Raw genomic sequence first — 17,989 nt, 5'->3', positions numbered from 1 at the left:
CGTGGCCCCGCCCCCGCACGTGTGCGGAACTCTGCGGACGTCACCACCTGGCGTCGTGACGTCCTCAGGCCGAGCCGGATAGCCCGCGACGACCGGCCCCGTGCCCCGGCGCCGATGGCGACGCCGCGACCGAGACCCCACCGTCCCGACCTGCTGGCACTCACCAGACGCGAGTGCCAATGACTTGTTTAGCACTCCAGGGGTGCGAGTGCAAGGAAACCTCGACCCCGGGCGGTGGTCACTCCTCCGGGGCGTCGAGCTCCGCGAACAGGGAACGGCTGGTCACCGGTTCGACCGCCCGGCGGGCCTGCCCGTAGGTCACCAGGGCGGCGATCGCCCACAGCTGAACCAGCACGACCCCGGCCGCCGTGGCCGCGAACCCGCCGAGCGCGTAGTCGGCCACCCGCGGCACCACCGTGAGCGCGGCTGCGGCGACCAGCAGCCCGCCCGGGCGCGCGTGCGAGAGCAGATGGGCCGCGCGCCGCGGACCGCGCCCGCGCTCGATCAGCACGACGCAGCCGAGCACCCCGCCGAAGGTGAGCGCGACCGTCGAGCCGACGGCGAATCCGATGGCCACCAGGCCGCCCGCCGCACCCACCTGCTCCTCGGTCAGCAGCAGCGGCAGGCCACCGGTGAGCAGGCCGAACCCGGCGAACCACAACCACAGGGCGCGCAGCCGCATCGAGACCAGCGACCAGACCCGGCGGGCGCGGGGCCGCCGGCCCTGGGCGGCCGCGGGCAGCGCCACGCCGACCGCGCCGGCCAGGCTGAGCACGAGCGGCAGGGCGGACACCGCGAGATAGGCCAGCCACATGGCCGGGAGCAGCAACAGGCCGAACCCGCCGACCAGGTCGGCCAGGGCGGGCGCGGCCACGATCGTGTCGTCGACCCGGCCCACGAAGAAGTGCATGGGCAGCGCGACCAGCAGCATGACCGGGATCAGGTGGGCCGCGTGCCGCCCGGCGACCCGGCCGAACCGGCGCGCCCACTGCCCGAACCCGGGCCCGGCGACGAGCGGGTCGTGGACGACCGGTGGCTCCGGCGCGATGTCGCGCCGCCAGCTCAGGTCGGCCGTGCGCCCCTCCGGGTCGAAGGGGTCGGCGGCGGCCACCACCGGTGCCTCGACCATGAAGATGCGCGCGTCACCCTGCTCCACCCGGACACCTTGCCCCAGCACACGCCGGTGCCGCCACCCCGTCCGATTCCCGGCAACCGGGTTGCCGCACCCGCCGGATCCGGGTAGTCAGGACGCCATGAGCTGGAACGTGCACCGGATACGCCCCGAGGACGCGGCCCGGATGCGCGCGCTGCGGCTCGAGATGCTCGCCGACAGCCCGCTGGCCTTCCTGGAGACGCTGGCCCAGGCCGCCCAGCGCTCCCACGAGTCGTTCCGGCAGCGCGTCGCGCAGGCCGCCACGGGCCCCGGCCTGGCCCAGTTCGTGGCCGACCCGGGCGACGGCGGGCGGCTGATCGGCCACGCCGGGGGCACGGTGGCACCCGACTTCCCCGGCCAGACGGTGATCTTCGCGGTCTACGTGACGCCGGCCTACCGGGGCGGCAAGGTGGTGGCCGACCTGATCGAGGCGGTCAGCGCGTGGTCGGCCGCCGCGGGCCGCCGGCACACGCTGCTCGAGGTCGTCGTGGGCAACGACCGGGCCGTCCGGGCGTACGAGAAACTCGGTTTCGGCGACACCGGCGAGCGCGTGCCGCACCCGGTGATCCCGGCCCTGACCGAGCTGCGGATGCGGCGGGTCGTGTGATGGCCGCGCGTCACGTCACCAGGGGCCTCCTGACCGCGCTGAACGGCACGACGGGAGCCGGGCTGCTGGTCGCGCTGGCCACCCGGGCCAAGATCAGGCGAGGCCGGCACGGGGTGCTGATCGCCGAGGGCTATCGCCTGCCGATCCCGCCCGCCTCCTGCTTCACCGTCGGGTCGGTCATCGTGACCCGGCGCAGCGCCGAGTGGCTGCTCGACGAGCAGCGCCGCGAGCTGTTCGAGCACGAACACCACCACGCCAAGCAGTACGCCCTGCTCGGCCCGCTGTTCTGGCCGGCCTACTGGGTCGCCTGCGGCTATTCGTACGCGACGACCGGCTCGTGGGGCGCCCGCAACTTCTTCGAGAGGCGTGCGGGCCTGAAGGCCGGCGGTTACCCCACCGACCTCCCGCTGCGTCCCTGGCTGGCCCGGCTCACAGGTCCTTCTGCCAGTCGATCCAGGAATCGACCATCCGGAACCCCATCGCCCGATTGACCTTGAGCATGAAGGCGTTCGCGGCGGCGTTGAACGTGTCGATCGCCTCCAGGGCCGGTTTCTCCCGCCGCACCAGGCTCAGGTTCTCCAGCTTGACCAGCAGACCGAGCCGGTGGCCGCGGTGCTCCGGGTCGACGATGGTGGTGCTCTGCCAGGCGTGCGCCGGCTGGTCGAGCTCGGCGACGACGGACGTCCAGGCGGCCAGCCGATCGCCGATCAGCGCGCCGGTCTGATAGTTGCGGCGGCCACGCCTCTCCCGGGTCAGGTCGCCCTGGCGGATGCGTTCGGCGTCCATCTTCTCGGGCTCGAGGACAAGATCGCCGGTCGGGGCGTCGGCGTTCATCCGCCCCTCCAGATAGGCCACGCCGTCGATCAGGTCGTCCGGCGGCACGCCCACCCAGCTGCGCAACGTGTATCCCGTCGAGCGCTTGTCGGCCTCGGCCCGCAGGCCGGCCAGCAGCGACTCGTCGAGCGCGGTGACGTCGAGCCGGCTGCGCAGGTCGACCAGGCCCTGCTTGGCGCCGACCGACTCGGCGAACGCGGTGCCGTCGGGGTGCCGGTCGACGGTCGAGGCCTGCAGGTGTTTGCGGTGGTGGACCTCGGCCCGCTCGACCGCCAGGTCATAGAGGGCGCGGCCCACGCCGTGACGTCGATGCTCAGGCAGCACAAGCAGGTCCAGCTCGACAATGTCCAAATTGTCGAGTTGGGGGAAGTTGAGCTCGAGATAGCCGACCGGCTTGTCGTCGAGGTAGCCCAGATAGCGCTCGATGAGCGCGCCCGGTGGCGGATTGTCGAAGGTCTTGAGGAAGTTTCGCCGGATCGAAAAGGGAATGTCCGGACAGTCGTGATGTGCTGTAACGCTCGCAATGTCGTAGACGATCTCGTAAGACGTCAGAGGACCGGCAGATACACGCATGGCCGCCACCCTTGCGGGCGGCGGCCATGAACGCGAGCGATTTATCGCGCCGTCACGGGACGGAAGTTGGTCGGGAGAACGGACGCACAACGCCTCCGGCGCTGGGTCGTTGGGCCCCTCGAGAGATTGTCGCCAAGCTCGAAGGTGAGGGGCCGCGTACGGCGCCGCGCCCTCCCGCAGAGAGCATCTTGCCGATCCCGGTAACCCGGCGCAAGTCCTCGCGGGATGGAATTCTCACTTGACGCCGGACGGTCAGTTACTCACCGTCATCATCCCAGGAGGCCGGCCTCGCGGGCGCCCTTGAGCGACGGCTTGATCCGGTGGGTCGGTCCGACCAGTTCCGAGATCGCGTCCAACGTCTTGAGACCCTCGCCGGTGTTGTAGACGACCGTCTCCTTCTCGGGGTCGAGCTTGCCGCTCTCGACGAGCTTCTTGAGCACGGCCACGGTCGTGCCGCCCGCGGTCTCGGCGAAGACACCGGTGGTCTCGGCCAGCAGCCGGATGCCGGCCCGGATCTCGTCGTCGTCGGCGTAGTCCATCCAGCCACCGGTGCGCCGGACGGCCTCGATCGCGTACGCCCCGGCGGCCGGGTCGCCGATGTTGAGCGACTTCGCGATGCCGGTCGGCTTGACCGGGGTGATCTCGTCGGTGCCGCTCTGCAGCGCCGTGGCGATCGGGTTGCAGCCGGCCGACTGCGCGCCGAAGACCGTCCAGCCGTCCTCGGGCGCCTCGCACAGCCCGATCTCGACCAGCTCCGCGAACGCCTTGTCGACCTTGGTCAGCAGCTCGCCGGAAGCCATCGGGATGACCACCTGAGCCGGGATGCGCCAGCCGAGCTGCTCGGCGACCTCGTAGCCCAGGGTCTTCGAGCCCTCGGCGTAGAACGGCCGGACGTTGACGTTGACGAACGCGGTGTCCTCGAACTCGTCGGTCTCGACCAGCTCACCGCAGAGCCGGTTGACGTCGTCGTAGGAGCCCTCGATGGCCACCAGGTCGCCGCCGTAGACCGCGGTCGTGACGACCTTGCCCTGCTCCAGGTCGTACGGGATGAAGACGATGCTGGGCGCCCCGGCGCGAGCGGCGTGCGCGGCCACCGAGTTGGCCAGGTTGCCGGTGGAGGCACAGGCGAAGCGGGTGAAGCCGAGGCCCCGGGCCGCGGTCAGCGCGACCGAGACCACGCGGTCCTTGAACGAGTGGGTCGGGTTGGCCGAGTCGTCCTTGACCCACAGCGGCGCCCGCAGTCCGACCGCGGCGGCCAGGGCGGGCGCGCTGACCAGCGGGGTCAGGCCGGGGTCGAGGGTGACCCGGGTCGCCGGGTCCTGACCGGCGGGCAGCAGGCCGGCGTAGCGCCAGATGTTCTGCGGGCCGGCTTCGATCTGCTCACGGGTGACCCGCGCGAGGAGGTCGGCGTCGTAGGCCACCTCGAGCGGGCCGAAACACTCGTAACAGGCGTGCTGGGCGATCAGCGGGTATTCCGCTCCGCAGGCACGGCACACGAGACCCTTGGCGGGCGAGGCGGAGATAGCAGCGGGTGCGTTGACGGTAGACGTCATCGAGGCCTTCCCTCTCATCTTTCCCCAGGTCGGGGACGGAATTAGCACCTGCCGCGCGCGGCCTCGTCGTCGAGACTGCACGGTGGTTGCCGGGGCTTCACAGGGCCGTATCCCTCTGCCCCTCTGGATGAGGTATTCAGTTGTGTTTCCAACACCTTACGACGGGATCCCGCGTTTCGGCACGCGCGATCCGAAGGTGTGAGACAGACCCCTGCTACGAGGTGATGTCCTTCCGGGTGAAGCGCCAGAACGCGACACCCCAGCACACGGTGGCGTAGATGACGGCGCTGATGGCCCCCTTGACCAGGTCGTCCGTCTGCACGGGAGTGGAGAGCAGGCCCATCCAGGCGTCGCTGTAATGCGTGGGCAGCGCGTTGCGGATCACCCCGAGCGCCGTGATCTGGTCGAGGATGCTGGACAGGATCCAGATCATCACCGCGCCGCCGACCGCGCCCAGCGGGGCGTCGGTCAGGGTGCCCAGCAAGAACGCCAGCCCGGCCACGACCAGCATGGTGACGGCCAAATAGCCGGCGATCCCGAGCAGCCGCAGCAGACCTGCGCCGGGCGCGATCTCGGCCGCGATCGTGCTGCCCAGCGGGTGCCAGCCGTAGCGCAGGGTGCCCGCGAGCAGCCCGACCCCGGTCAGCACGAGCAGCGCCACCGCCGAGTAGGCCAGCGCCACCATCAGCTTGACCGCGAGCAGCCGGGCCCGCGGGACCGGCACCGCCAGCAGGTAGCGCAGGCTGCCCCAGCTGGCCTCGCTGGCCACCGTGTCGCCGCAGAAGAGCGCAACCACCACGACCAGCAGGAATCCGGCCGACACAGCCAGGCAGAACAGCGCGAAGTTGAGCCCGCCCGAGGTGGCCAGGTCGACCAGGCTGCCGAAGGCGCCGCCGTCGCCGTCCTCGTCGCCGCCGCTGTCGAACTCGAAGGCGATCAGGATGATCAGCGGCAGCACCGCCATGAAGCCCAGCCCGAGCTGGGTGCGCCGGCGCGAGGCCTGCCGCCGCACCTCGGCCCAGACCGGCAGGGTGCGCGACGGCCGGTAGCCGGTCGCGCCGGCACTCACATCAACGCTCATCGGTCTCCACTTCCCCGCGAGTTCTCGCCGACCAGGGCGAGGAAGGCGTCCTCGAGGCGGCGCCGCGGCACCACCCGGTCGACCGCGACGCCCGCCCGGACCAGCGACGCCACCACCTCGGAGCGGGGCGTGCCGTTCATCTCGACGATCAGCCCGGACGGCCCGTCGGGCAGCACCGAGCGCACGCCCAGCTCGTCCAGCACCCGCTCGGCGGCCGGCACGTCGGACACCTCCAGCTGCACCGACGGGGAGTCGCCGACGATCTCCTCGACCGGACCGGACGCGACGATGCGGCCCTTGTTGACCACGACGGCGTGCGTGCAGGTCTGCTCGACCTCGGCCAGCAGGTGGCTGCTGACCAGCACGGCCCGCCCGTCGGTGGCGTACCGCTTGAGCACCCGGCGCATCTCGGCGATCTGCGGCGGGTCGAGCCCGTCGGTCGGTTCGTCGAGCACCAGCAGCTCGGGCAGGCCCAGCATGGCCTGGGCGATGGCGAGCCGCTGCCGCATGCCGTGGCTGTATTTCTTCGTACGCCGGTGGACCGACTCACCCAGCCCGGCGATCTCGAGCGCCTCGTCGAAGCGGGCGTCCGCCCACGGGCGTCCGGTGGCTTTCCAGTACGCCTCAAGGTTCTCCAGCCCGGTCAGGTGGGGCAGGAAGCCCGGCCCCTCGACCAGCGCGCCGACCCGCGACAGCACCGGCGAGCCGGGCACCAGCTTGTGCCCGAACACCAGGGCCTCGCCCGCCGTCGGCATGGTCAGGCCCATCAGCACCCGCAGCGTCGTGGTCTTGCCGGCGCCGTTGGGCCCGAGCAGGCCGACCACCTGCCCCCGCCGCACGGTGAAGCTGATCTCCTCGACCGCGACGAAGCCGTCCCCGTACGCCTTGCGCAGCCCCTGCACGACCAGCGGGGTGTCGGCGTGCTCGGGATCGGTGGGGGTGTGCCGCCGCCGCAGCTTGCGCCGCCGTACGAGCAGCAGCACGGCCAGCCCCAGCGCGATCGCCACGAGCAGGCCGGCCAGCACGTACCGCCAGATCGTCTGCGGGTTGGCGATGGGCTCACCGACCACTGTCGGCAGCTGCAGCTCCGTGCCGACCTGAACGCTGTAGAGGGCCGGCTCCGCCGGGGAGAGGAACGCCTGGTCGGTGGTGGCCACCACGACCCGTACGGTGTGACCGGCGTCGATCTGACGCACGATCGCGGGCAGCCGGACCGTGTGCACCTCCGAGTCCTCCAGCGCCGCGGGCAGGCCGGTGAGCCGCACCGGGGCGACCAGGCCGGCGCTCAGCGTCTCGGCCCCCGACTGGTCGACGTCGTAGAGCTTGACGAAGAGGGTGGCTTCCCCGCTCGTCGAGGCGACCCGCAGCCGGACGGTGGGCGACCCGGCCACGTCGATCGCCTTGCTCACCGGAGCCGATTCGAAGGTCGCGTGCTGGCCGGGGATGTCGGCGGCGACCCCGGAGAGCAGTTCGCTGAGGCGCCCGCCCGTGCCCGGCAGCGACGAGAGCGCGCCCGGGTTGCCGTTCGGCGGGTTGGCGATCGGCTGCGCCGGGCCCTGCAGGGTCACGCTGGTCGTGCCGGTTCCGCCCAGGCCCGGGTACGCGTCGTCGGAGTAGCCGTTGGTCACGAGCCCGCGGTCGAGCGCGCTGAACCCGGCCACCCGCGAATACGTGAAGTCGCCGGACGGCGCCTCGCCCTCGCCCTTGACGTAGTGGTCGAGCCACTGCGCGGTCAGGAACTTCACCCTGTCCTGATCCGTCTGCGGGCCCGCGCCGCCGTCGTGCCCGCCGGTGAACCAGGCGACCTTGACCGGGGTGCCGGTCGCGGCGATCCCCCGCGCGTTGGCGTCGGCGTCGCTGAGCGGGAAGAGCGTGTCGACCGCGCCCTGGATGAGCAGCGTGGGTGCCTTGATCTTGCTCAGGGTCGGGGCCGGACTCGACTCACGCAGCCGATCGATCGTCGCCTGGGAGGGGTTTCCGCTGGTGGCGACGTCGAGGTAGGCCCGGCAGACGTCGGCCGCGAACCGCCCGCAGGCCGGGTCGACGTTGAGCCCGACCGGCACCTGCGACTCTGCGCCGGCCGCGGGCACCGCGCCCCCGTTGCCGAAGAAGACGCCGGCCCAGCCTTTCTTGAAGACGCCGGTGGCTGCGGTGTCGGCCGACTGCGGCAGGAAGACGGTGCTCAGGTCGTTCCACGTGATCGAGGGGACGATCGCGTCGACCCGCTGGTCCTGCCCGGCCAGCATGAGCGCGAGGGCCCCGCCGTAGGACCCGCCGACCACACCCACCCGGGGGTCGCCGGCCGCGTCGAGCTGGATCTCGGGCCGGCCGGCCAGCCAGTCGAGCAGGCCCTGGGCGTCGTGGATCTCGTAGTCGGGACTGTTCAGGTGGATCTGGCCGCCGCTGCGCCCGAAGCCCTCGGCGGTGTAGGTGAGCACCGCGTAGCCGCGCCCGGCGAGCGACTCGGCGTCGTCGCTGAGCGCCTCCTTGGTGCCGCCGAAGCCGTGCGCCAGCAGCACCGCGGGCACCTTGCCGTCGCGGTCGCGGGGCAGGTAGAGCCGGGTGTCGAGGGTGACGTTCTCGTTACGCTCGGGGCCGGTCTGCACCGTGACCATCTCGTCCTGCGTCGTCCAGGCCGCGCGCTCGGGCCACGCGGCCCAGCCCACGAGGGCGGCCACCAGCACGACGACGACCGAGGCGGCGACAATCCGGCGCCGGGTGGGCCGGGGCAGCCGGCTGGTCCAAGACATGCCTGAACGCTAGCCGGAGGCGTCTGAGCGATGCCTGTGAAACCTCTCAGGAGCCCGCGGACGATAGCGTGGACGATGGGATCAGGACGGACGCTGACGACAGGGGCCTGCACGCGTGACTGACGAACTGACGCTGACCGCGACGCTACGGCCGACCGGGCTCGACGACCGCCGCGGCATCGTGCGGCTGCACCCCGACGTCATGACCGCGCTGTCGATCAACGCGGGCGATCCCGTACGGCTGAGCGCCACCCGCACCACGGCGGCGCTCGCGGCCAAGGCCCAGCCCGGGGCGAGCCGCGAGTTCCTCTACGCCGACGACCTGACCCTGGGCAACCTGGGGCTGCGCGACGGCGGCCGGGTCACCGTGTGCGTCGAGCCGGCGGTGGCGGCTCGGCACGTCACGCTGGCCGGCGCGGCCGACGTGGTGGCCCTGGTCTCGCCCGAGATGCTGCGGCTGGCCCTGCTGGGCAAGGTGGTCACCGAGGGCGACAACGTCTCGCTGCGCCCGCAGGAACTGATGCCGGTCGGCGGCCCCGACGTCGGCCAGAGCCTGCGCAACCGGCTCGGCTATCAGTGGAACACCGCGCTGCTGACCGTGATCGAGACCGACGGCGTGCTGGTCACCATGGACACCGTGGTGGGCTGGCAGGACGGTCCGGCCTCGTCGCCGGTGCCCGGCCCGTCCGCGCGGCCGCAGGAGCCCGCGGCCACCGACCCCGAGGTGCCGCCGCCCAGCCTGGACGACCTGCCCGGCATGCGGGCCCAGGCCAAGGAGCTGGAGGAGCTGCTCGACCTCGGCTTCAACCACAAAGAGGTGCTGGAACGGCTGGGCACCGAGGTCTCGCTGGGCGTGCTGATCACCGGGCCGGCCGGCTCCGGCAAGTCGGCCCTGGTGCGGGCGGTCGCCGCGCAGGTCGGGGCGCGGGTGGTGCCGGTCTGGGCGCCCGAGATCGCCGCGCTGACCAACCAGTCGGCCGCGGCCCGGCTGCGCGAGCTGGCCCGCGAGGCCCGCTCGGGCGGGGCGACGGTGCTGCTCTTCTCGGACGCCGACGCGCTGGCCCCGCGCGAGGACCCCGGCCCGATCAGCGTGATCTTCCACCAGGTGGTCGAGGAGACCGTGCGGGCCGGGATCGCGGTGATCGCCACGACGAGCCGGCCCGAGTCGGTCGACACGTCGCTGCGCGCGCCGCACCTGCTGGCCACCCAGCTCGCCGTGCCGCTGCCCGACGCGGCCATGCGCCGCGAGCAGCTGGGCGTGCTGACCCGCAGCCTGCAGCTGGCCGAGGACGTACGGCTGGACGAGATCGCCGGGCGGACCCCCGGTTTTGTCGCGGCCGACCTGGGCGCCCTGGCCCGCGAGGCCGGTGTGCGAGCCGCGCTGCGGCAGAAGAACGACGACGTCGAGAAGCCGACCGTGGCCATGGCCGACTTCGAGGCCGCGCTCGACGTGGTCCGCCCGACGTCGATGGCCGAGTCCACGCTCGAGGTGGCCGCGGTGACCCTCGACGAGGTCGGCGACATGGTCGAGGTCAAACAGGTGCTGACCGAGTCGGTGCTGTGGCCGCTGAACTACCCCGACACGTTCGCCCGGCTCGGTGTCTCGCCCCCGCGCGGCGTGCTGCTCTACGGCCCGCCCGGCTGCGGCAAGACGTTCCTGGTCAAGGCGATCGCGGGCACCGGCAAGGCCAACGTGCTCTCGGTCAAGGGGGCCGAGCTGCTCAGCAAGTGGGTGGGTGACAGCGAACGGGCCGTCCGCGAGTTGTTCCGCCGGGCCCGCGAGGCCGCGCCCACGCTGGTCTTCCTGGACGAGGTGGACGCGCTGGCACCGACCCGCGGGCAGGGCACCGACGGCGGCACGACCGACCGGGTGGTGGCCTCGCTGCTGACCGAGCTGGACGGCGTGGAGGATCTGCGCAACGTCGTGGTGATCGGCGCGACCAACCGGCCCGACCTGATCGACCCGGCCCTGCTGCGGCCGGGCCGGCTGGAGCGGCTGGTCTACGTGCCGCCGCCGGACGCCGAGGCGCGGGCCGCGATCCTCAAGGCGTCGTCGAAGTCGGTGCCGCTGGACGAGTCGGTCGACCTGGTCGGGCTGGGCGCCGAGCTGGAAGGTTTCTCGGCGGCGGACTGCGCGGCCCTGATCCGCGAGTCGGCGCTGGCCGCGATGCGCGACTCGCTGGAGGCGACGACAGTCACCGCGGCCAACGTCGCGACCGCGCGCAAGAACGTCCGGGCGTCACTCGATCCCGACCAGGTGGCATGGCTTGCGGCCTACGCCGAGAAGCACCACCACGCCTGAGGCCTTTTCAGCGACGACGGGTGCGGGCCCGGGTCGAGCGCAGGCGGCGCAGGCGGCCGACCAGCACGGGGTCGTGCTCGAGGGCGGCCGGGTTGTCGAGCAGGCCGTTGAGCAGCTGGTAGTAGCGCGTGGAGGACAGGCCGAACGTGTCGCGGACGGCCTGTTCCTTGCTGCCGGCGTGCTTCCACCAACGGGCCTCGAAGGCGAGGATCTGCTGCTCACGATCGGTGAGGGCGGATTCGCGGGGCTCGGCCTCAGGCGCGGCGGGCGCGTCCTCGCCCCGCGGCACCGGGATGTGCTGCTGCTCTTCGGACGGGTCCGCGGCCGGCTGCATGACGCTCCAAAGACGAGAGACGAGCACAAATGTACGAACGGGGACCGTCAGCATAAGCACCGACGATCCCCGCTCGCACGCACGGTCCACGTTACGTCACGTAATGTCCCGACTACGCATTGCCCACATCGAGGCGCCCACAATGAGGACGAAGATCCCGGCCAGCAGGCCGCCCGCCATCGGCCAGGTCAGCGTCAGCGAGTCCGGCTGGCAGCCGCCCGAGGACGAGAAGTCGCAGGAGTTGTAGTCCTCGATTTTGATCTCCTTGTCCATCCAGGCGATCATCCAGACCGGGATCAGGTACGCCTCGGCGAACTTGACCTTGGCCAGCGACAGCACGGTGCCCAGTCCGAACTGGAAGACGATCACCGCGCCGATCGTCACGCCCAGCGCCATCGCGGTGTGCCGGCCCAGCGAGGCCAGCCCGAACCCGACCGCGGCGGCCACGAGCACGAGGGCCAGGCCGCGCAGTTCCATCAGCGCGATCGACTGCCAGGCGCCCGAGGTCATGCTGTCGGTCGAGCCGCGCGCCTCGGCGATCCCGACGAACAGACCGGTCCAGATCGCCGAGTAGACGATCGTCAGCACCGTGAACAGGACGAGCAGCGCGGCCAGCTTGGTACCCAGCACCTTGAGCCGCTGCGGCCGCCAGAGCAGCAGGTTCATCATGCCGCCGCTGCTCCACTCGGCGCCCACGAAGGACGCGCCGACAATGAAGGCGACCAGCGCGATCAGCGCGGCCAGGGTCGTCACCATGTCGGGGAAGTTCTCGCGGAAGTCGAAGGTCGGCGGCATGTACCACTGCGCCTGGAACTCCTCCTGCGTCGGCTCGTACAGGCCCTCACAACCCTGCGGGTAGTTGCTCGCCTGCGGGGTGCCCTGGGCCGCCTCGCAGGCCTGCTTGTCCCGCTGGAACTGCTCGGTCGCCCGCTGGTAGTCCTGCTGGGCCTGGGCCTGGGCCGAGGCGATCTGCGAGGGGCCGGCCTTCTCGTTGGTGAAGAACATGCCGGCCGCGATCGCGAGCAGGATCAGCGTCGTGCCCAGCAGGAACAGGCGGGTGAAGCGGCGCTTGGTCAGCCGCTTGGTCTCGGCGGTGTAGAGGCTCACTGACCCCACCCTCCCGTCGGCGCGGGCACCGCGCTCTGATCCACCTGGCGGTTCTGCCCCTCGACCGGTGCGGTGCCGGTGAGCTGCAGGAACACGCTCTCGAGGTCGGCCGCGACCGGCGTCAGCTCGCTCACGTAGATCGCCCGCTCGGCCAGGATCCGGGTGATCTGGGCCGGGTTGCCGGCGTTGCCGACCGTGAAGTGGTCGTGCTCGACGGTCACCTGGGCGCCGTTGGCCCGCAGCAGCTCGATCGCCCCGCGCATGTCGACGCCCGGCTCCAGCCGCACCTTCACCCCGGAGGAAGTGTGGCTGGCCAGCACGTCGGCCACCGAGCCCGCGGCCACCCGGCGTCCGGCCGAGATGATCGTGACCGAGTCGCAGATGAGCTGGATCTCGCCGAGGATGTGGCTGGACAGCACGACAGTCATGCCGGACTCGGCCAGGTTGCGCATCAGCGAGCGCATCTCGCGGATGCCGCCCGGGTCCAGACCGTTGGCCGGCTCGTCCAGAATGAGCAGCTTGGGCTCCTTGAGCAGCGCCGACGCCACGGCCAGGCGCTGCTTCATGCCCAGCGAGTAGGTCTTCACCCGATCCTTGGCGCGGTCCCGCAGGCCGACCAGCTCGAGCACGGCGGTGACCCGCTCCTTACGGACGTCGCCCGCCTCGGCCAGCAGTGAGAGTGTGTCCTGCGCGGTGAAGTTGCCGAAGAACTGCGGGCTCTCCACGATCGCACCGACCTGACCGGCGACCAGGGCCAGGTTGTCGGGCACCGGCTGACCGAGGATCGCCATGCGCCCGCCGTTGGGCCGGATCAGGCCCAGCAGCGTCCGCAGCGTGGTCGTCTTGCCGGAGCCGTTGGGGCCCAGGAAGCCGTGCACCTGACCCGTCTCGACGACCATGTCGAACCCGTCGAGCGCTCTTCGCACCCCTTTGCGGCTGCGATAGGTCTTCTGCAGCCCGGCTATCTCCAATACGGCGGTCACGGGCGAGACTCTAGACAGCACCGTCAATACGCGCTGCTGAATGAGCCTCAAGCCGTAATGACGTGTACCCCCGCCTCCCGGAACCGGGCGACGGTGCCGGCGGGCGCCCCGGAGTCGGTCACCAGTGTCTCGATCTTGGTGATCGGGCAGATCCGGGCGAACGCGTGCCCGCCCAGCTTCGACGAGTCGGCGATCACGACGACGCGCTTGGCCCGCGCCACCATCAGGCTGTTCATGGCGGCCTCGCCCTCGTGGTGGGAGGCCGCGCCCAGCTCCACGTCGACCGCGTCCACGCCCAGCAGCACGACGTCGAGCGTCACCTCCTTGAGCAGCGCGCCGCCGAGCGGGCCGACCACCTCGAAGGACTGCGGCCGCACCACGCCGCCGGCCACCACGATCTTCATGCGCGAGCGCACCAGCAGCTCGTTCGCGATGTTGAGGGCGTTGGTGACCACGGTGAGCTGGGAGCCCTCGCCACCCGCGTTCAGATCCGGCCGTACGGCCAACGCCCGCGCCACCTCGGTGACCGTGGTGCCGCCGTTGAGCCCGACGACGGTGCCCGGCGTGACCAGCCCGGCCGCCGCCTCGCCGATGCGCTGCTTCTCGGCCGAGTGCTTGGCGCTCTTGTAGCGCAGCGGCAGGTCGTACGAGACGCCGTTGGCGACCGCGCCACCGCGGGTCCGGGTGATCATCTGCTGCTGCGCCAGCTGGTCGAAGTCACGGCGGATGGTGGCCTGCGAGACGTCGAGGCGCTCGGCCGCGTCCTCGACGCTGACCCGGCCGCTCTCGGCGAGTAACTCGAGCAGGGCATTCCACCGCGCGTACCGGTCCACCCAGACTCCCAGATGCACGTTACGTGATAAGAGTGTGCACATTAGTGCGCGAAAGCCCGACAAGCAAAGCTCACGCCTGCTCTGTGCGGCGGCGATGGTTGCATCCGCGCCGGACTTCCACGCAGAATGACGCTCGAAAGTGCCGGGAACTGCGCGCTTATGCGCACAGCGCACGTGGTTGAAGGGTGGCCCATGACGTACGTCAAGGCAGAGATCGCCAGCCAGCCGGAGTGCTGGCGGCAGGCCGCGAAGCTGGCCGACGCCCCCGGGCTCCCCCAGCGAGGCGAGCGGGTCGCCGTCGTCGGTTGCGGCACCTCGTGGTTCATGGCCAAGGCGTACGCGGCCCTGCGCGAGCAGAAGGGCCACGGCGAGACCGACGCGTTCCAGGCCTCCGAGTTCCCGCGCCGCCGCCGCTACGACCGGGTCGTCGCGATCACCCGCTCCGGCACCACCACCGAGGTCCTGGACGTGCTCAACGACCTGGCCGGCGGCACCCCGACCACGGTCATCACGGCCGACGAGGCGCAGCCCGCGGCCCGGATCGCCGACCAGCCGATCGTGCTCGACTTCGCCGACGAGGAGTCGATCGTCCAGACCCGCTTCGCCACCAGCACCCTCGCGCTGCTCCGGGCTCACCTGGGCGAGGACATCGAGTCGGTGGCGGCCGACGGCGAGGTCGCCGTGCGCCTGCCGCTGCCGGTGCACCCGGCCCTGGCCGAGCAGATCACCTTCCTGGGCCGGGGCTGGACCGTCGGTCTGGCCGAGGAGGCCGCGCTCAAGTGCCGGGAGGCCGCCGCGTTCTGGGCCGAGGCCTATCCGGCGATGGACTACCGGCACGGCCCGGTCGCGATCGCCGCCCCGCGCCGCGCGGTGTGGGCGTTCGGCGAGGTCCCGACCGACCTGGCCGACGAGGTGGAGGCGACCGGCGCCCTGTTCGTGCACAGCCGGCACCACGGCGGGTACGCCGCGCTGGGCAGCTGGTGCGGCGGCCGGGCCCCGCTCGACCCGATGGCCGACCTGGTCGTGGCGCAGCGCGTGGCCGTGCTGCTGGCCACCAGCCAGGGCCTCGACCCCGACCACCCACGCAACCTGACCCGCTCGGTCGTCCTTCAGGCATGACCGACTGCACCGGAGACAGCGAAGTGGTGGCAGAGCCAGGAGGCCATGCCACGCCTGCTCAGCACCGCGTGGTGGTCGCCCTGGACGTGGGCGGGACCGGCATGAAATGCGCTTTGGTCCGCCCGGACGGGACGGTCCACCACACCGAGCGACACCCCACCCTGGCCGAGCGAGGGCCGGAAGCCGTGCTGGGCACGATCCTCGACGTCGCCGAGGGGCTGGCCACCCGCGCCCGCGCCGACGGTCTGGAGCCGGTCGCGGCCGGGGTCGCCGTCCCGGGCGTCGTCGACGAGGAGAACGGTCTGGCCGTCTGGTCGTCGAACGTCGGCTTCCGCGACGTGCCGGTCCGCGCCCGGCTCTCCGAGCGCCTCGGGCTGCCCGCCGTGCTCGGTCACGACGTGCGGGTGGGTGGCACCGCCGAGGCCCGCCTCGGCGCCGGCCGGGGCCATCGGCACGTGTTGTTCGTGGCCATCGGCACCGGCATCGCGGCCGCCCTGATCGTGGACGGCGTGGGCTACGGCGGCGGGCACGGCGCGGCCGGCGAGGTCGGCCACATCGTCGTCCGGCCGGGCGGGCCGCTGTGCCCCTGCGGGCAGCGGGGCTGTCTGGAGTCGCTGGCCTCGGCCCGGGCCATCGGGCTGCGCTACGCGGAGCTGGCCGGTGTCCCCGGCGCGACCGCGCTCGACGTCGTGACCCGGGCCGGCGCGGGCGACGCCCTGGCCCGCACGGTCTGGCGGGAGGCGATCGAGGCCCTGGCCGACGGCATGGTCATCGCGCAGGCTCTGTACGACGTCGGCGTGTTCGTCATCGGGGGTGGTCTGGCCGAGGCCCGGCACGAGCTGCTGCACCCCCTGGAACAGGCGTTCCGCGAGCGGATCACCTTCCACCGTCCGCCCGAGTTCGTGCGGGCCGGCCTGGGTGACGAGGCCGGCTGCATCGGCTCGGCCCTGCTCGCCCTCGACCACTTGGAGAAGACACAGTGACGACCCGCATCGGCGGCAAGATCGTCCGGCCCGGCGCCGTCGTCGAGGGTTACGTCGAGGTGGACGGCCCGGCGATCCTGTCGGTCGAGGCTGCCTCGGGCGCCGGCTCCTCCGACGACGTGATCGTGCCCGGCTTCGTCGACCTGCACTGCCACGGCGGCGGCGGGCACACGTTCACCACCGGCGACGCCGAGTCGGCCCGCGCGGCGGCCGAGTTCCACCTGGGCCACGGCACCACCACCCTGCTGGCCAGCCTGGTCAGCTCGCCGTTCGAGCTGATGCGCGAGGCCACCGGGGCCTACCGCCCGCTGGTCGAGGCCGGGCTGATCGCGGGCGTGCACTACGAGGGCCCCTACCTCTCCGGCGTGCGCTGCGGCGCGCAGAACCCGGAGTTCCTGCGCGACCCGTCGATCAAGGAACTGACCGCGCTGATCGACCTGGGCGGCGTGCGCCTGGTCACGATCGCGCCCGAGCTGCCGGGGGCCCTGGAGGCCATCGCTTTCCTGGTCGAGCGGGGAGTCGCCGCCGCGGTCGGGCACACCGACGCCACCTACGAGCAGACCTTGGCCGGGGTGGCCGCGGGCGCGACCGTCGGCACCCACCTGTTCAACGGCATGCGCCCGCCGCACCACCGCGAGCCGGGCCCGGTCGTCGGGTTGCTGTCGTCCCCGGTGGTCTGCGAACTGATCGCGGACAACATCCACCTGCACCCGGGCATGCTGGCCTTCGCCGCGGGCACGGCCGGGCCGGACAAGGCCGCGCTGATCACCGACGCGATCGACGCCACGGGCATGGCCGACGGCACATACGACCTGGGTGGTCAATCAGTGGTGGTGGCCGACCGGGTGGCCCGGCTGGCTCGCGACGGCTCGATCGCCGGCAGCACGCTGACCATGGACGAAGCCCTGCGCAACACGGTCGCGGCTGGGATCGCGCTGCCCGACGCGGTGGCGATGGCCTCGACCACCCCGGCCCGGGTGCTCGGCCGGGGCGACGAGATCGGCGCGCTCGAGGCGGGCCTGCGGGCCGATCTGGTCGTGCTGTCGAGCGACCTGCGGGTCAAGCGTGTGATGCGAGCCGGTCGCTGGGTGTGAGCCCGGCCGGTCGTTCCCAGCCGCGCAGCGCGGGCAGCGGGATGCGGTCGAACGGGATGCGCTCGATCAGGCGGGCCAGCACGACGCCGAGCAGCGCGCCGGCGACGGAGTCGGTCAGCCAGTGGAAGCCGGTGTAAACGGTCGTGCCGAACACGATCGCCACCGGCAGGACCCGCAGCCCGTACGTCTCCCGGCGGCTCAACGGCCGGCGCAGCAGCGCGACCACCAGGATCGCGATGACCGCGTACCAGACCAGCGAGTTGCCGAGGTGCCCCGAGGGGTAGCTCATCGCGTACGCGCCCTCGGCGTCCGGGTTGTGCATGATCACCGGGTGGGGGCCGTCGAAGCGGGGCGCGGCCCGGTCGGCCCAGATCTTGAGCGGGCCGATCGTCAGGTAGGTCAGCACGAACCCGGCCACGAACGGGAACACCGCCCGGACCGAGCGGGTGCGCCAGGTCAGCACGCCGGTCAGGAGCAGCGACACCGGCATCAGGATCTGACCGCCCTGGCCGAGGTAGTTGAGCACCCGGGCGGTCCAGTACGGCAGCCACGGCTGGTGGCTCAGCGACCAGTCGGCCACCCGCTCGTCCAGCCGGAGCAGGTGACCGTTCATGAGCGCGGCCGTCAACGCGACGAACGCCGCCAGCAGGGCGACGTCGAGCCACCAGTTCTTCTTGGGCACG

Annotated in this window: 16 protein-coding genes and 1 riboswitch; of the genes, 6 read left to right on the top strand and 10 right to left on the bottom strand. The window is 72.0% G+C overall.

The features are described 5' to 3' along the window. Positions 1 to 238: 238 nt before the first annotated feature. On the bottom strand, positions 239 to 1,156 hold the full coding sequence (locus BKA14_RS33285) for a hypothetical protein (RefSeq protein ID WP_184954729.1): 918 nt from the start codon (positions 1,154 to 1,156) through the stop codon (positions 239 to 241). 97 nt (positions 1,157 to 1,253) lie between these two features. Between BKA14_RS33285 and BKA14_RS33280 the strand changes: the two genes are divergently transcribed. Together BKA14_RS33280 and BKA14_RS33275 are read left to right on the top strand one after the other, a co-directional pair. Beyond that, positions 1,254 to 1,760, top strand: a complete 507-nt coding sequence (locus tag BKA14_RS33280; RefSeq protein WP_184954728.1) for a GNAT family N-acetyltransferase — start codon at positions 1,254 to 1,256, stop codon at positions 1,758 to 1,760. Then, positions 1,760 to 2,251: a hypothetical protein gene (locus BKA14_RS33275; RefSeq protein ID WP_184954727.1), complete on the top strand. Its 492-nt coding sequence runs from the start codon at positions 1,760 to 1,762 to the stop codon at positions 2,249 to 2,251. The genes BKA14_RS33280 and BKA14_RS33275 overlap by 1 nt, the downstream gene beginning before the upstream one ends. Here the strand turns inward: BKA14_RS33275 and BKA14_RS33270 are convergent. The 4 genes from BKA14_RS33270 to BKA14_RS33255 form a co-directional block, all read right to left on the bottom strand. Beyond that, the gene (locus BKA14_RS33270; RefSeq protein ID WP_184954726.1) at positions 2,190 to 3,167 is read right to left on the bottom strand and encodes a GNAT family N-acetyltransferase; all 978 of its coding nucleotides are present in this window, start codon (positions 3,165 to 3,167) and stop codon (positions 2,190 to 2,192) included. The two genes, BKA14_RS33275 and BKA14_RS33270, sit on opposite strands and share 62 nt — an antisense overlap. A gap of 269 nt (positions 3,168 to 3,436) precedes the next feature. After that, positions 3,437 to 4,720, bottom strand: a complete 1,284-nt coding sequence (gene thrC / locus BKA14_RS33265; RefSeq protein WP_184954725.1) for a threonine synthase — start codon at positions 4,718 to 4,720, stop codon at positions 3,437 to 3,439. An 11-nt stretch (positions 4,721 to 4,731) separates the two neighbouring features. Continuing rightward, a riboswitch (SAM riboswitch) is annotated at positions 4,732 to 4,854 on the bottom strand. An 80-nt stretch (positions 4,855 to 4,934) separates the two neighbouring features. Then, entirely contained in the window at positions 4,935 to 5,801 is an 867-nt protein-coding gene (locus tag BKA14_RS33260; RefSeq protein ID WP_184954724.1) for an ABC transporter permease, read from the bottom strand. After that, a complete protein-coding gene (locus BKA14_RS33255) occupies positions 5,798 to 8,551 on the bottom strand; it encodes an alpha/beta fold hydrolase (RefSeq protein WP_184954723.1) in 2,754 nt (917 codons plus the stop codon). The genes BKA14_RS33260 and BKA14_RS33255 overlap by 4 nt, the downstream gene beginning before the upstream one ends. Positions 8,552 to 8,666: 115 nt before the next feature. Here BKA14_RS33255 and BKA14_RS33250 point away from each other — a divergent pair, with 115 nt between their 5' ends. After that, entirely contained in the window at positions 8,667 to 10,853 is a 2,187-nt protein-coding gene (locus BKA14_RS33250) for an AAA family ATPase (protein WP_184954722.1), read from the top strand. A 7-nt stretch (positions 10,854 to 10,860) separates the two neighbouring features. On the opposite strand, the gene BKA14_RS33245 is transcribed toward BKA14_RS33250, so the two are convergent. From BKA14_RS33245 to BKA14_RS33230, 4 genes are all read right to left on the bottom strand, one after another. Beyond that, the gene (locus BKA14_RS33245) at positions 10,861 to 11,187 is read right to left on the bottom strand and encodes a DUF3263 domain-containing protein (protein WP_184954721.1); all 327 of its coding nucleotides are present in this window, start codon (positions 11,185 to 11,187) and stop codon (positions 10,861 to 10,863) included. Between the two features lie 96 nt (positions 11,188 to 11,283). Then, positions 11,284 to 12,294, bottom strand: coding sequence for an ABC transporter permease subunit (locus BKA14_RS33240; RefSeq protein WP_184954720.1), 1,011 nt, complete (start codon positions 12,292 to 12,294; stop codon positions 11,284 to 11,286). Further along, positions 12,291 to 13,277 carry an ATP-binding cassette domain-containing protein gene (locus BKA14_RS33235; protein ID WP_184954719.1) on the bottom strand — a complete coding sequence of 329 codons (987 nt, stop codon included), beginning with the start codon at positions 13,275 to 13,277 and terminating at the stop codon, positions 12,291 to 12,293. Before BKA14_RS33235 ends, BKA14_RS33240 begins: the two co-directional genes overlap by 4 nt. Positions 13,278 to 13,324: 47 nt before the next feature. Continuing rightward, the gene (locus BKA14_RS33230; RefSeq protein WP_184957119.1) at positions 13,325 to 14,110 is read right to left on the bottom strand and encodes a DeoR/GlpR family DNA-binding transcription regulator; all 786 of its coding nucleotides are present in this window, start codon (positions 14,108 to 14,110) and stop codon (positions 13,325 to 13,327) included. Positions 14,111 to 14,302: 192 nt separating this feature from the next. Here BKA14_RS33230 and BKA14_RS33225 point away from each other — a divergent pair, with 192 nt between their 5' ends. From BKA14_RS33225 to nagA, 3 genes are read left to right on the top strand one after another with little or no spacing between them, the layout of a single operon-like run. Further along, positions 14,303 to 15,229, top strand: a complete 927-nt coding sequence (locus tag BKA14_RS33225; RefSeq protein ID WP_184954718.1) for an SIS domain-containing protein — start codon at positions 14,303 to 14,305, stop codon at positions 15,227 to 15,229. 26 nt (positions 15,230 to 15,255) lie between these two features. Next, positions 15,256 to 16,212: an ROK family protein gene (locus BKA14_RS33220; protein ID WP_275412377.1), complete on the top strand. Its 957-nt coding sequence runs from the start codon at positions 15,256 to 15,258 to the stop codon at positions 16,210 to 16,212. Then, positions 16,209 to 17,306: an N-acetylglucosamine-6-phosphate deacetylase gene (nagA, locus tag BKA14_RS33215; protein WP_184954716.1), complete on the top strand. Its 1,098-nt coding sequence runs from the start codon at positions 16,209 to 16,211 to the stop codon at positions 17,304 to 17,306. Before BKA14_RS33220 ends, nagA begins: the two co-directional genes overlap by 4 nt. Here the strand turns inward: nagA and BKA14_RS33210 are convergent. Beyond that, on the bottom strand, positions 17,272 to 17,988 hold the full coding sequence (locus BKA14_RS33210; protein WP_239092608.1) for a phosphatase PAP2 family protein: 717 nt from the start codon (positions 17,986 to 17,988) through the stop codon (positions 17,272 to 17,274). The genes nagA and BKA14_RS33210 overlap by 35 nt on opposite strands. Position 17,989: the final 1 nt, after the last annotated feature.

The organism is Paractinoplanes abujensis (assembly GCF_014204895.1).
Taxonomy (GTDB): domain Bacteria; phylum Actinomycetota; class Actinomycetes; order Mycobacteriales; family Micromonosporaceae; genus Actinoplanes; species Actinoplanes abujensis.
Note: the sequence above shows the minus strand (reverse complement) of the source record. Positions and strands in the feature narration are given on the sequence as shown.